The sequence below is a fragment of the Herbaspirillum sp. CAH-3 genome, from assembly GCF_009668275.1.
GTDB lineage: Bacteria > Pseudomonadota > Gammaproteobacteria > Burkholderiales > Burkholderiaceae_D > Herbaspirillum > Herbaspirillum aquaticum.
This window is the reverse complement of sequence record NZ_VSWE01000026.1, coordinates 42,168-55,520: the sequence shown is the minus strand read 5'-3', so window position 1 is coordinate 55,520 and position 13,353 is coordinate 42,168. Positions and strand designations below refer to the sequence as shown.

The following is a 13,353-nucleotide window of genomic DNA, read 5'->3' as shown; positions in this document are numbered from 1 at the left end:
CCCCTGCCGAATCCGCCGCACCCGCTGCTGCGCCTGTCGTTCAGCCGCCTGCTGCCGTGCCTGCCCCGGTAGCGCCCGCAGTCCCGGCGCCGGTCGCGGCCCCGACGCCAGCGCCCCAATCGCCGCCCGTCCCTGCCGCCATCCCTGAGCCGGTGGCCGCCGTGCGGGAGGCCGCCGAAGAAATCGAGATCGTCGCCGCGCCGGAACCGGCGCCCGAGGTCAAGCGTTCCTGGCTCTCGCGCCTGAAGGCCGGGCTGTCCAAGACCTCCAGCAACCTGACCACGCTCTTCGTCGGTGCGCGCATCGATGAAGATTTGTACGAGGAACTGGAATCGGCCCTGCTGGTATCGGACGCCGGCGTGGAAGCCACCCAGTGGCTGCTGGCCGAGCTGAAGAAAAAGGTCAAGAACGAGCGCCTGACCGAAGCCGCCCAGGTGCGTACTGCCCTGCGCACGCTGCTGATCGACCTGCTGCAGCCGCTGCAGCGTCCGCTGGTGCTGGGCCGCGACAAGCCGCTGGTGATGATGATTGCCGGCGTCAACGGTGCCGGCAAGACCACCACCATCGGCAAGCTGGCCTTGCACCTGCAGGCGCACGGCCAGTCGGTACTGCTGGCCGCCGGCGACACCTTCCGTGCTGCCGCCCGCGAGCAGCTGGCGGTCTGGGGCGAGCGCAACAACGTCCAGGTGATCGCCCAGGAATCCGGCGATCCGGCCGCCGTGGCCTACGACTCGGTGCACTCGGCACAGGCGCGCGGCACCCATGTGGTGATGGTCGATACCGCCGGGCGCCTGCCGACGCAATTGCACCTCATGGATGAACTCAAGAAGATCAAGCGGGTCATTGCCAAGGCGATGAACTCGGCGCCGCACGAAGTGCTGCTGGTCATCGACGGCAACACCGGCCAGAATGCGCTGGCCCAGGTCAAGGCCTTCGATGATGCGCTGGGGCTGACCGGCCTGGTGGTGACCAAGCTGGATGGCACGGCCAAGGGCGGCATCCTGGCCGCCATCGCCAAGACCCGCCCGGTGCCGCTGTATTTCATCGGCGTGGGCGAGAAGATCGAAGACCTGCAACCCTTCAACGCTACAGAATTCGTCGACGCCCTCCTGAGTTGAACCGATGATTGAATTTACCCGGGTTTCCAAGCAATACGCGCGCGAGGTCTATGCCCTGCGCGACATCACGTTGTCGGTGAAGAAGGGCGAATTGATCTTCCTGGCCGGCCCTTCCGGTGCCGGCAAGTCCACGCTGCTGAAGATGATCGCGGCCATCGAGCGGCCCACCTCGGGCAAGCTCACCGTCAGCGGCACCGACATCGCGGGCTTGAAACCCTCGGGCCTGCCCTACCTGCGGCGCAACCTGGGGCTGATCTTCCAGCAGCAAAAGCTGCTCTTGGACCGCAACCTGCTGGCCAACGTGATGCTGCCGCTGATCGTGACCGGCTCTTCTCGCCCGGATGCGGAAAAGCGCGCCCGCGCCGCGCTGGACAAGGTCGACCTGCTGGAGAAGGCCATGTGCGAGCCGCTGGAACTGTCCGGGGGCGAACAGCAGCGCGTGGCCATTGCGCGCGCCATCGTCAACCGTCCGCAGATCATCCTGGCCGACGAACCGACGGCCAATCTGGACCGGGCCAATGCCAACAAGGTGCTGGCGGCCCTGAAATCCTTCCACGGCGTGGGCGTGACCTGCCTGATCTCGACCCACGACGAGAGTTTCCTCACCGGTGCCGACCGCATCATCTACCTGGACCGTGGCCGCATCGTCGATGGCTGGCACAACGGCGTGGCCAATCCCGTGGAGGTGTCGCCATGAACTGGCTCCGACAGCATTTCGCCGCCATCGCGGACGCCCTGCGCCACCTGCTGCGCTCGCCGGGCAATTTCCTGTTGAACGTGCTGGTGGTCTCGATTGCCCTGGCCCTGCCCTTTGCCGGCCTCTCGGCGCTGGAAAACGTGCGCCCGATCTCGGAGCAGATGTCGGTGGAGCCGGAGATCAGCATCTTCATGAAGCCCGATGCCAGCCGCGAGGCCGCGCAAGCGGTGGGCAAGACCATCAGCCAGGTGTTAAAGGAGAGCAATACCAACGGCAAGGTCGAGTTCATCCCGCGCGAGAAGGCTTTCGATGCGATGAAGAGCAAGACCGGCCTGGCCGATGTGCTGGCCACGCTGGGCAGCAATCCGCTGCCGGACAGCTATGTGGTGCGCCTGCCCGGCTTCGAGAACGCCATGAATGCCAGCCGGGTGGACGACATCGCCCAGCAGCTCAAGAAACAGCCGGGCGTGGATACGGTGCAGATCGATTCCGAGTGGGTCAAGCGCCTGGCGGCGCTGCTGCGCATCCTGCGGCTGGTGCTGCTGTTCCTGGGGATCACGCTGGGGGCGGTGGTAGTGGCGGTCGTTTTCAACACGATTCGCCTGCAGGTGATGACGCAGCGCGACGAGATCGAGGTTTCGCGCCTGTTCGGGGCGACCAATTCCTTCATCTATCGTCCGTTCTACTACACCGGCGCGCTGCTGGGCCTGTGTGCGGGCGCGGTGGCGCTGGGGCTGGTGGTGGCGGCGCAGCAGCCGCTCAATGAAGCCATCCTGGACTTTGCCCACCTGTATGCCTCGGAATTCCAGCTGGCTTTGCCCAGCCCCATGGCCATCGGCCTGCTGCTGGCCATCAGCGGCTTGTTGGGCTTGTTCGGGGCGATGCTGTCCGTACGCAGGCAGCTGGCCAGGAAGGCTTGAGCCGCAAGCCTGCTTGCTGGCTTCATCAGTAGAAATAGCGCGCGATACTACGCGCGGCGCTGGGCGGGGCCAGCATCCGGTTGCGCATCTCCATGCGATGATTCTGGGTCGCCGCCCTGTCCAGCACCAGATGCAATGTGCCGGCACGGCCGCCCCAACGCCGGTAGGTGGCCAGCGCATGCCGGTCCAGCAAGGCCTGCAATGACCAACAGTGGTCGCTGTTGCGCAGATGCACGGAGATTGCCGGATCAATCCACCCCGCAAACCAGACCAAAGTATCCACAAGGCGGCGCAGGCTGTTGACGGTGTGACGCGGACGGCGCGGGATGAGCCCAAGGGTGCCGAATCGGTCGAATTCCGGAATCGTCCAGATGGCGTCGTGGTGTCCGATACGGTTGCGCACATCGCGCAGTCTTTTGAGCAGAGCGACGACACGTTTCCTGAAGGCGGGACTGTCATAAGGGAAAAGCGCTGTGTCCGGCGCATGAGGAAAGACTGCCGCCAGAATATGAGCCTGCAACCCCCTCGGCTGCGCGTGGTGTGCGAGCGCGCCGATGAGCACCTCCCAGAATCCCAACGGCAACGCCGCGACCACATCATCAGGGGTGACAACATGAGCAGCGGGCTTCCTGCCACTGACTTTGTCCATCGCGCAGACGACGTCATCACGGGACCTGGAACTCAATTTGTGAATCGGTGGCAGCAACATGGGCGCAGCCGGATTGATGGCATGTGCCGGGTTGGCTCTGGGCATCATCCAGCCGAAGGAGTCCACCGCACCGTAGTAGCGTGATAGTGCTCCGTGCAATGCATTGCGCAGCGACACCTCGACATCGGCAAGCAACGGCAGCATCCCTGCCGCGACCGCCTGATTCCAGGCATAACACCCGAGCGTGTCCGTCTGCGACGTGGTGAGGAAGAAGCGCTGCAACGTGGACAACCGGGGTGCAGTGAGGTGTTTCAGCATGCCGTGAGCCTGTTGAAAGTGAGGAAGTTCGGGTGCTATACTCGAATGCATAGAGACAGGGGTTTTCCGGGTAACTGGTCGTGCCCCTGTAAATTGAGGACAAAGCCCGCTCACTGCGGGCTTTGGACTTTCTGGCGGGAAATTTTATCGAGCCTGTTTGCCCGCAACAATAAATTGCCCTTCATCCCGTCTTCTTATCAGACCAAGCTCGTCGATTGACGAGTTGCAGCACTGCGGATCCCTCTCCTGAGCGGTCCTGGCCAATCTGCTGGCGCGCTTTCTCCTGCCCCCGGTGCGCTGCAAAAAAGTGTTACAAGTTTCTGGTCCCCTTTTGACCCTGGTCGCAACTTTTGTCGCCCAAAGGCGACTAATATGAAGGGAAAGGGATGCAATGATTGGGCGAACAGCAATAGGTTGACGCTATTACCCCCTCACTATCATGCTATTAGCACTCCTGGGTGACGAGTGCTAGAATACCTTATCGAATTGCTCCAGTTTTCCGGAGTACTGCATCAAACAGCAGCGGCCCCAAGGCCGCGCCAGGGAAGTTGGAAACATTGCCCCTGGCATCCGAAGCATTTGCTTCCTACCGTTTCATACTGTTTCCGCAAAGGAACCAAGGAGAATCCATGAAAACTGCGTCTGCACAAACTGCACTCATGCCTGCCGAGTCCAATGCACTCGCGCTGGGTTTTTCCGGCAGCCTGGGCAATATCGACGCGTATATCTCGGCAGTGAACCGCCTGCCCATGCTGACCCACGAAGAAGAGGTCAAGCTGGCCCGCGACCTGCGTGAAAAGAACGACCTGGGTGCCGCCCAGAAGATGGTGTTGTCGCACCTGCGCCTGGTGGTGTCGATTGCCCGTGGCTATCTCGGCTATGGCCTGCCGCATGCCGACCTGATCCAGGAAGGCAACATCGGCCTGATGAAGGCCGTCAAGCGCTTCGACCCGGGCCAGAACGTGCGTCTGGTGTCTTATGCCATGCACTGGATCAAGGCCGAGATCCACGAGTACATCCTGAAAAACTGGCGTCTCGTGAAGGTCGCGACCACCAAGGCCCAACGCAAGCTGTTCTTCAACCTGCGTAGCCACAAGGAAGGCCTGGACGCGATGACGCCGGCCCAGGTCGAGGCCCTGGCCAAGACCCTGGACGTCAAGCGCGAAGAAGTGATCGAGATGGAAACCCGTCTGTCCGGTCGCGATATCGCCCTGGAGTCGCCCACCGATGATGAAGATGACAAGTTCGCGCCCATCGCCTACCTGTCCTCCGACAATTCGGAACCGACCCGCGTGATCGAAGCCAAGCAATACGACCGTCTGCAGTCCGAAGGCCTGGAAGCTGCCCTGTCCAAGCTGGATGACCGCTCGCGCCGCATCGTCGAAGCCCGCTGGCTGGCCAATGACGATGGCTCGGGTGCGACCCTGCATGAGCTGGCTGACGAGTTCGGCGTGTCGGCTGAACGTATCCGCCAGATCGAAGCGGTCGCGCTGAAGAAGATGAAGAGCTCGCTGCAGGCTTATTCCTGATCGCTGATCGGCATTTGATTGCGGTCAGCAGCAATGAAAAAGGCGCCCTCGGGCGCCTTTCTTTTTATCCAAACGATTTATATCGTTTCAAGCCATCACGACAGCAGCAACTTGATGTCATGCGCCAGCGTCTGCGGCCCCTGGCCGTGCTTGACGAAGAGTCGGATGTGTCCCTGCGGGTCGAATACATAGCTGCCTGCGGTGTGATCCATCGTGTAGCTGCCCGGCTGCTTGCCCGGCACCTTCTGGTAGAACACCTTGAATTCCTTGGCCACCTTCTCGGTCTGCTGCAGGTCGCCGCGCAAGCCCAGGAAACGCTTGTCGAAGGCCGGTACGTATTGCGCCAGCACTTCCTGGGTGTCGCGCTCAGGATCGACGGTGACGAAGAGCACCTGCACGCGGTCGGCATCCGGACCCAGTTCCTTCATGACGTTGGACATCTCGACCATGGTGGTCGGGCACACGTCCGGGCATTGGGTATAGCCGAAGAACATCACCACTACCTTGCCCTTGAAATCGGCCAGGGTGCGCGGCTTGCCGGTGTGGTCGGTCAGTGCGAAGTCCTTGGCGTAATCCAGCCCGGTGACATCGGTATTGTTGAACTTGAGTTCAGGCTTGGAGGGCCCGCAGGCCGCCAGCAGCGTCGCGCAGCCAGCCAGCAGCAGCGCCGAAAGGAATCGTTTCATGTGTTCAGGGAATCAGAAACTGCGGAACAGGAAGTAGTGGTCCACCAGCAGCACCGCAAACAGGATGGACAGGTAGACGATCGAATAGGCAAAGGCCTTGCGCGCGATCAGGTCGGTGTAGTGGCGATAGATCTGCCACGAATACCAGAAGAAGATCGCCCCCAGTACGATGGCCGTGCCCAGGTAGATCAGCCCGCTCATGCCGATGGCGAAGGGCAGCATGCTCACCGCCAGCAGTGCGATGGTGTACATCAGGATGTGCAGCTTGGTCACTTCCAAGCCGTGCGTGATGGGCAGCATCGGCAGGCCGGACTTGGCGTAGTCGTCGCGACGGTACATGGCCAGCGCCCAGAAGTGCGGCGGGGTCCAGATGAAGATGATCATCACCAGCACCCAGGCCTGCATCGGCACGTCATTGGCCATGGCCGCCCAGCCCAGCGCGGGCGGCATGGCACCGGCCAGGCCGCCGATGACGATGTTCTGCGAAGTCGCCGGTTTCAGGATGATGGTGTAGATGATGGCGTAGCCGACAAAGGTGGCGAAGGTCAGCCACATGGTCAGCGGATTGACCAGGTTGTACAGCACCCACATGCCCAGGCCACCGAGCACGCCCGAGAATACCAGCGTCTGGCCCACCGTGATTTCGCCGCGCGCCATCGGGCGACGGGCGGTGCGGGCCATGCGCGAATCGATCTCGCGCTCGACCAGGCAGTTGATGGCGAAGGCGGCACCGGCCAGGAGCCAGATGCCCAGCGTGCCGAAGACGACCTTGCGCCAGTCCGGCAGGTCAGGCGTGGAGAGGAACATGCCGATCACGGCACAGAACACCGCCAGCTGCGTCACGCGCGGCTTGGTCAGTGCCCAGTACTGGGCGATGCGGTTGGGTTGGGCGGTCAATGTGGTCATGGCGTGACGGGCCGGGCGGATGCTGGTGGAGCAGCGGCGGCCAGGCCGGAGGGTGCGTAACGGACCTTGTAGTTTAACATGACCATCAGGATGACCAGCAGCGCCGCACCGCCGTTGTGGATCACCGCAATGGCCAGCGGCCAGTTCAGATAGATGGTCGCAAGACCAGTACAGAGCTGCAAACCCAGCACCGTCAGCATCCAGCGGGCGGTCTTGCGCAAGCCCTCATCACGCAGCGCGCGGTGTGCCAGCCATACAACATACAAGATGACGACAAAGGCAAAACTGCGATGCACCCAGTGGATCGCGGTCAGCGCTTCCACCGGCAGGTAATCGCCTGAGGAGGTCATGCCGAGATGGCGCCAGAGCGTGAAGCCATGTTCGAAGTCCATCTCCGGCACCAGCTTGCCATTGCACAGCGGGAAGTCGGAACAGGCCAGCGCCGCGTAATTGGTGCTGACCCAGCCGCCCAGCGCGATCTGCAAGCCCAGCAATGCCGCGCCGATGGTGGCCGGCACGACCAGCGCGCGGCCCGTGGGCGAGACCGGCACATGCTGCTCCTGCCGCGCGCCCAGCCAGGCCAGCATGGCCAAGAGCGTCAGCCCCAGCAGCAGGTGGATGGTGACGATGATGGGCTGCAGCTTCATGGTCACGGTCCAGGCACCGAAGGCGCCCTGCAGGCAGACGAAGCCCAGCAGCGCCGTCGGGAACCACGGCCGGAACTGCAGTTCGGTCTTGCCCGACTTGATCCAGCGCCGCCAGGCGGCCACCATCAGCACGATGATGAGGAAACCCACGGCCATGGCGAAATAGCGGTGGATCATTTCGATCCAGGCCTTGGCCCAGGTCACGGGGCCGAAGGGCATGGCCTCCTGCGCGGCATTGATGTGCTCATGCGCCAGCAGCGGATTGGCATGGCTGTAGCAGCCCGGCCAGTCCGGACAGCCCAGGCCCGAATCGGTCAGGCGCGTGAAGGCCCCGAACATGATCAGGTCGAAGGTAAAGAACAGCGTCACCCACACCAGCTTGCGGTATTTGTTGGCCACGCCCTGTGCGCGCCATACCAGCGCCAATGGAATCAGGGCCACCACGAGCCCGGTCAGGCCCAGTTGTATCAGCGTCGTTGCATTCATCTTGAGTCAAACGTGCGTCACTGCGCGACTGTGATCCACCTGCATCAGCCGATGGAAGAAGCTCGCAGCAATTTGGAAATGTCCTTCTTCATCTTGCCGGGATCGGGGTCCTTGGGGAAGCGCATCATCAGGTTGCCCAGCGGGTCGATCAGGTAGATGTGGTCTTCGGCCGAGGTGCCGGCATCGGCCGGCAACCAGGACTGCAATTTGCCGGCGTCAACCCGAAGGATATCGGTTCCGTCGAATTCGCGCAGGAGCAAGGTCGCAACCGGAGCGCGATCGGTGACCAGCCATACACGCTCGATGCGCTCCATTTCCTTGCCTTGCATCAGCCGCAGCTGGCGCATGGTCAGCAGTTTTTTCTGGCAGGGCTCACCACAGTCGCCGCGATCGACCTGCAGCATGACCCACTTGCCCTTGTAATCCTGCAGCTTGGCCGGAGAACCATCGATGGCACTGCTGCCGAGATCGGGAATCGGATACTGGCGCGGATCGATCAGCGCGCCATAGTTGTTGCGGCTCTGCGGCTTGATCACGTAATAGGTGAGGTAGGAAGCGATCATCGGGGCGGCGCACACGGCCACCACCGCCAGCATCTTCCAGCGGCCGATGCGGCGGCGGCGCGCCTCCTCCTCGGGGTTGGCTTGTGCGGCTTGCGCAGCTTCAGGTTTTGTCATGACGACCACGTTTGAATCCTGTCACGATGAAAAAAAGAAGGGCCATGCCCGCCAGTGCGTACCACTGCACGGCATAGCCACGATGACGATCGATGCCCAATGAGGGCGCCGGCCAGTCGCGCACCAAGGTATCGCCCGCCGCCCCGCCCTGCTCGATCACCAGCGGCGCGAGCGGCAAGCCGCTGGCCTTGGACAGCGCCGCCACATCGAGATTCTGCAGGATGGCCTGCGGACGCGGCGCATCGGCCGTCCCCAGTTGCAGCACGTGCCCGGCATCGCGACGCAGGACGCCCTCCACCTCGGTGACAACCGAGGGCGGCGGCACCTGTGGCACACGCGTACGATCGGCGGCATCGCGCGGTGCCCAGCCACGTGCCACGACTACGGCCGGTCCGCTGCCCTCGGGCTGGAACAGCGTGAGGACATGGAAGCCGACCGCGCCATTGTAGGGGCGGTTCTCCAGGTAAAGCGTCCACTGGGCAAGATAGTGTCCGCGCAGGCGGATATGCCGGAACTCCGCGTCGTTCGCATCTCCCGGCAGCGCACTGAGAGGAGCGTCGGCACCGCGCGCCTGCATGCGCTGCTGCAAGGCCAGCTTCTCTTCGGCGCGATGCGTCTGCCACTGTCCCAGCGCAATGCCGGCGGCGGCCACGAGCAGCGTGGCGCAAAACGGGATGAGGCGAAAAACGAATCGGGTCGGCATCGATGAAGTTTGGCCTTACAATGAAGCGCACACAGGACAAGAAAAAATCTTGCACATCAGCGTCGCAGCATACCGCATGCACGCCTTCGGAGACAGGGTTCCATCCTCATGAAAATCGTCGTCGCCATCGCCTTCCTCCTGATCCTGGCCAGCCTGGCCTCGGCATTGGTCTTCCTGATGCGCGACAAGGGCAAGAGCAATCGCACGGTCCAGGCGCTGACGCTGCGGGTCGGCTTCTCGGTGGCGCTGTTCCTCTTCATCCTGCTGAGCTACAAACTGGGCTGGATACAGCCGACCGGCATCCGCTGATTTCATCCGCACGCACCCCACAAAAAAGCCGCACCGAAGTGCGGCTTTGTCATTTTGCAGACGGTGCCCGCCTTACAGCCAGTACACCACCACATACAGGCCCAGCCACACCACGTCCACGAAGTGCCAGTACCAGGCCGCGCCTTCGAAGGCGAAGTGATGCGTGGGCGTGAAGTGTCCGCGCAGCACGCGATAGAGCACCACCGACAGCATGATCGCGCCCATGGTCACGTGGAAGCCGTGGAAGCCGGTCAGCATGAAGAAGGTCGAACCGTAGATGCCGGAGGTGAGCTTGAGGTTGAGCTCGCTGTAGGCGTGGATGTATTCATACGCCTGGAAGCCCATGAAGACCGCGCCCAGCAGGATGGTCAGGAACAGCCATATAGCCGTCTGCGCGCGATGGCCGGCGCGCATGGCGTGGTGCGAGATGGTCAGCGTCACGCCCGAGGTCAGCAGCAGCAGGGTGTTGATGGTCGGGATCGGGAACGGACCCATGGTGGTGAAATTTTCCACCGTACCGGCCGGGCCGACATTGCCCCACTGCCCGGTGAAGTCGGGCCAGATCACCTTGTGGTCCAGGTCGGCCAGCCACGGCATGGTGATGCTGCGCGCGTAGAACAGCGCACCGAAGAAGGCCGCGAAGAACATCACCTCCGAGAAGATGAACCAGCTCATGCTCCAGCGATAGGACAGGTCGATGCGCTCGCTGTAGAGGCCGGACTCCGATTCGCGGATCGCATCCCCGAACCAGTAGTACAGCACCACCAGCACCATCAGGATGCCGAGGAGGTTGACGTAGGGGGCCCATGAGACGCCATTGACCCAGGCCGAGGCCCCGATCATGGTGATGAGCATGGAAATGCCCGCCAGCATCGGCCAGCGCGACGGGCCTGGGACGAAATAATGGGGTGCCTTGGCTTGTTGAGAACTCATGTTCTTCTCCCGGTACGAAATCTGATTGTCCTGGCCTGGGCAAGAGCAGCAAAGATAGGCATTAAGCTGCGTTGAATGCTCTTGCGATACAGGGTTTACTTTTCCTTAATGCTCTTTTTCGGTGAGCCTCATCCGCATCATCCGCATCATCTGCCTCATGCGCCTGCCGCACTGCGCACCACCAGCTTGACGATGCTCACCAGCACGGTCACGAAGATCACCGCACCGAGAATGCCGGCGATGATGACGTGCACCGGATTCAGGCGCGCCGCATCCGACTCGTAATCCTTGCGCTTGCGCACGCCGAAGAAGGACCAGAACACCGCCTTCATCGTCGCGCCGAAGGAGGCCTTGCGCTGCGCCGCCTGTTTCAGCTCATCGTTCATACCCGCTCCTCGGGGCTGGTCAGCCCGCCGTCTTGGCCTTGCCGTTGATCTCGAAGAAGGTATAGGACAGCGTGATCGTGGTCACTTCCTTGGGCAGCTTGGGATCGATATAAAAAACCACCGGCATCTGCTTGGCCTGGTTCGGTCCCAGTGTCTGCTGCGTGAAGCAGAAGCACTCCACCTTCTTGAAGAAGGCCGCCGACTGCAGCGGTGCATAGCTCGGGATGGCCTGGGCATCCACATTGCGCGGCTGGGTGTTGACCACTTCGTAGGTGACCTGCGTCATCTCGCCCGGGTGCACCTGCATGCTGGCCACGGTCGGGCGGAAGCGCCACGGTCCCTGGGCATTGCCATCGAACTCCACGGTGATGGTGCGCGTCTTGTCGATCTGCGTGTTGGCCGGCGCTTCCACCGTCACATCCTTGGGCGTGAGGAAGTTCACGCCGGTCACCTCGCAGATCTTGCGATAGACCGGAATGAGCGCATAGCCAAAGCCGAACATCAGCACAGCCACCACCACCAGCTTCCTGAACATCACGCGGTTCAGGCCGCGTGATGTTGCCTCTTCTGACTGGCCTGCCTGATCGTCCTGTCTGCTCATTTGGCGAACCAGATGCGGTTGATGAAGATGCCGACGAAGAAGGCCAGCGCCACCAGTCCCAGCAGCAGTCCGGTGCGCAGGTTGTCGGGTTTCTTGCGTTCGGTCATGAGGGTTGCCTTTGCATCAGGTGTGATGATTTGTCTTGCCCACAGGCGATCACTTCACCACCGGCGGTTCTTCGAAGGTGTGGAAAGGCGCCGGGCTGGGCACGGTCCATTCCAGGCCCTCGGCACCTTCCCAGGGCTTGGCTTCCGCCTTCTTGCCACCCTTGATCGAGGGGATCACCACGAAGAACAGGAAGTACACCTGCGACAGCCCGAAACCGAAGGCGCCGATGGAGGCAATCATGTTGAAGTCGGTGAACTGCGCCGGGTAATCCGCATAACGGCGCGGCATGCCTGCCAGTCCCAGGAAGTGCATCGGGAAGAAGGTGATGTTGAAGGTGATCAGCGAAGCCCAGAAGTGGAACTTGCCGCGCCATTCGTTGTACATGAAGCCGGTCCACTTCGGGCCCCAGTAGTAGTAGCCCGCGAAGAGCGCGAAGAGCGAACCGGCCACCAGCACGTAGTGGAAGTGGGCCACCACGTAGTAGGTATCCTGCATCTGGATGTCGATGGGGGTCACCGCCAGGATCAGGCCGGTGAAGCCGCCCATGGTGAAGACGAAGATGAAGCCCACCGAGAACAGCATCGGCGTCTCGAAGGTCATGGAGCCGCGCCACATGGTGGCGATCCAGTTGAAGATCTTCACGCCGGTCGGCACCGCAATCAACATGGTGGCGTACATGAAGAACAGCTGCGCGGTCACCGGCATGCCGGTGGTAAACATGTGGTGCGCCCAGACGATGAAGGAGAGGATCGCAATCGAAGCGGTCGCATACACCATCGAGGCATAGCCGAACAGCGGCTTGCGCGCGAAGGCCGGGATGATCTGCGAGACGATGCCGAAGGCCGGCAGGATCATGATGTAGACCTCGGGGTGGCCGAAGAACCAGAAGATGTGCTGGTACATCACCGGGTCACCGCCGCCGGCGGCGTTGAAGAAGGAGGTGCCGAAGTGGCGGTCGGTCAGCGTCATGGTGATGGCACCGGCCAGCACGGGCATCACGGCGATGAGCAGGTAGGCGGTGATGAGCCAGGTCCAGCAGAACATGGGCATCTTCATCAGCGTCATGCCGGGGGCACGCATGTTCAGGATGGTGACGATGATGTTGATCGAACCCATGATCGAGGACGCGCCCATGATGTGCATGGCGAAGATGCCCATGTCCATGCCGGGGCCCATCTGGGTCGACAGCGGGGCATACAGCGTCCAGCCGGCCGCGGTGGCGCCGCCCGGCACCAGGAAGGAACCGGCCAGCAGGAGCGCGGCCGGTGGCAGCAGCCAGAACGAGAAGTTGTTCATGCGCGCAAAGGCCATGTCGGAGGCCCCGATCTGCAGCGGGATCATCCAGTTGGCGAAGCCCACGAAGGCGGGCATGATCGCACCGAACACCATCACCAGGCCGTGCATGGTGGTGAGCTGGTTGAAGAATTCAGGACGGAAGAACTGCAGGCCCGGCTGGAACAGCTCGGCCCGGATCAACAGCGCCAGCACACCGCCCGAGAGCAGCATGGTGAACGAGAACCACAGGTAGAGCGTACCGATGTCCTTGTGGTTGGTGGCGAAGAGCCAGCGCCGCCAGCCGTGCGGATGGTCGTGCGCGTGGTCATCGTGAGCGTGCCCATGCCCGTGATCGTGGGAATGATCGGGGGCGTGATCGACGGTGGTAGTCATGTCCGGTTCTCC

General features: G+C 62.3%; 16 protein-coding genes. 5 read left to right on the top strand and 11 right to left on the bottom strand.

The annotated features are described in order from the left end of the window. The 3 genes from ftsY to ftsX form a co-directional block, all read left to right on the top strand. A partial coding sequence (gene ftsY / locus FYB76_RS25015) for a signal recognition particle-docking protein FtsY (protein WP_229297091.1) occupies positions 1-1,118 on the top strand: 1,118 nt, incomplete at its 5' end. Positions 1,119-1,122: 4 nt separating this feature from the next. Then, complete coding sequence (locus FYB76_RS25010) at positions 1,123-1,815, top strand: cell division ATP-binding protein FtsE (protein WP_039783818.1); 693 nt, start codon at positions 1,123-1,125, stop codon at positions 1,813-1,815. Beyond that, positions 1,812-2,735, top strand: a complete 924-nt coding sequence (gene ftsX, locus FYB76_RS25005; RefSeq protein ID WP_154135417.1) for a permease-like cell division protein FtsX — start codon at positions 1,812-1,814, stop codon at positions 2,733-2,735. The genes FYB76_RS25010 and ftsX overlap by 4 nt, the downstream gene beginning before the upstream one ends. A 25-nt stretch (positions 2,736-2,760) precedes the next feature. On the opposite strand, the gene FYB76_RS25000 is transcribed toward ftsX, so the two are convergent. Then, on the bottom strand, positions 2,761-3,702 hold the full coding sequence (locus FYB76_RS25000; protein ID WP_229297090.1) for a hypothetical protein: 942 nt from the start codon (positions 3,700-3,702) through the stop codon (positions 2,761-2,763). Positions 3,703-4,331: 629 nt separating this feature from the next. On the opposite strand from FYB76_RS25000, the gene rpoH reads away from it, so the two are divergent. After that, positions 4,332-5,231 (top strand): RNA polymerase sigma factor RpoH, encoded by a 900-nt coding sequence (gene rpoH, locus FYB76_RS24995; protein ID WP_154135416.1) that lies wholly within the window; start codon positions 4,332-4,334, stop codon positions 5,229-5,231. A 95-nt stretch (positions 5,232-5,326) separates the two neighbouring features. Here rpoH and FYB76_RS24990 read toward each other — a convergent pair whose 3' ends face one another. The 5 genes from FYB76_RS24990 to FYB76_RS24970 are packed head-to-tail and all read right to left on the bottom strand — an operon-like array spanning position 5,327 to position 9,336. After that, entirely contained in the window at positions 5,327-5,917 is a 591-nt protein-coding gene (locus FYB76_RS24990; RefSeq protein WP_034332698.1) for an SCO family protein, read from the bottom strand. A gap of 12 nt (positions 5,918-5,929) precedes the next feature. Continuing rightward, positions 5,930-6,823, bottom strand: a complete 894-nt coding sequence (gene cyoE, locus FYB76_RS24985) for a heme o synthase (RefSeq protein ID WP_154135415.1) — start codon at positions 6,821-6,823, stop codon at positions 5,930-5,932. After that, complete coding sequence (locus tag FYB76_RS24980) at positions 6,820-7,956, bottom strand: heme A synthase (RefSeq protein ID WP_154135414.1); 1,137 nt, start codon at positions 7,954-7,956, stop codon at positions 6,820-6,822. The genes cyoE and FYB76_RS24980 overlap by 4 nt, the downstream gene beginning before the upstream one ends. 44 nt (positions 7,957-8,000) lie before the next feature. Beyond that, positions 8,001-8,633 carry a cytochrome C oxidase subunit I gene (locus FYB76_RS24975; RefSeq protein WP_154135413.1) on the bottom strand — a complete coding sequence of 211 codons (633 nt, stop codon included), beginning with the start codon at positions 8,631-8,633 and terminating at the stop codon, positions 8,001-8,003. Next, entirely contained in the window at positions 8,620-9,336 is a 717-nt protein-coding gene (locus FYB76_RS24970) for an SURF1 family protein (protein WP_154135412.1), read from the bottom strand. The genes FYB76_RS24975 and FYB76_RS24970 overlap by 14 nt, the downstream gene beginning before the upstream one ends. 108 nt (positions 9,337-9,444) lie before the next feature. On the opposite strand from FYB76_RS24970, the gene FYB76_RS24965 reads away from it, so the two are divergent. Further along, the gene (locus tag FYB76_RS24965; protein ID WP_088756835.1) at positions 9,445-9,645 is read left to right on the top strand and encodes a twin transmembrane helix small protein; all 201 of its coding nucleotides are present in this window, start codon (positions 9,445-9,447) and stop codon (positions 9,643-9,645) included. A gap of 72 nt (positions 9,646-9,717) precedes the next feature. Here the strand turns inward: FYB76_RS24965 and FYB76_RS24960 are convergent, their stop codons facing one another. The 5 genes from FYB76_RS24960 to ctaD form a co-directional block, all read right to left on the bottom strand. Further along, the gene (locus tag FYB76_RS24960; RefSeq protein WP_088756833.1) at positions 9,718-10,578 is read right to left on the bottom strand and encodes a cytochrome c oxidase subunit 3; all 861 of its coding nucleotides are present in this window, start codon (positions 10,576-10,578) and stop codon (positions 9,718-9,720) included. Positions 10,579-10,733: 155 nt separating this feature from the next. Then, on the bottom strand, positions 10,734-10,964 hold the full coding sequence (locus FYB76_RS24955; RefSeq protein WP_154135411.1) for a DUF2970 domain-containing protein: 231 nt from the start codon (positions 10,962-10,964) through the stop codon (positions 10,734-10,736). A 19-nt stretch (positions 10,965-10,983) separates the two neighbouring features. Next, complete coding sequence (locus FYB76_RS24950; RefSeq protein ID WP_088756829.1) at positions 10,984-11,565, bottom strand: cytochrome c oxidase assembly protein; 582 nt, start codon at positions 11,563-11,565, stop codon at positions 10,984-10,986. Next, a complete protein-coding gene (locus FYB76_RS26920; RefSeq protein WP_220405682.1) occupies positions 11,562-11,672 on the bottom strand; it encodes a cytochrome oxidase small assembly protein in 111 nt (36 codons plus the stop codon). Before FYB76_RS26920 ends, FYB76_RS24950 begins: the two co-directional genes overlap by 4 nt. 49 nt (positions 11,673-11,721) lie before the next feature. Then, the gene (gene ctaD, locus FYB76_RS24945) at positions 11,722-13,341 is read right to left on the bottom strand and encodes a cytochrome c oxidase subunit I (RefSeq protein ID WP_088756827.1); all 1,620 of its coding nucleotides are present in this window, start codon (positions 13,339-13,341) and stop codon (positions 11,722-11,724) included. Positions 13,342-13,353: the final 12 nt, after the last annotated feature.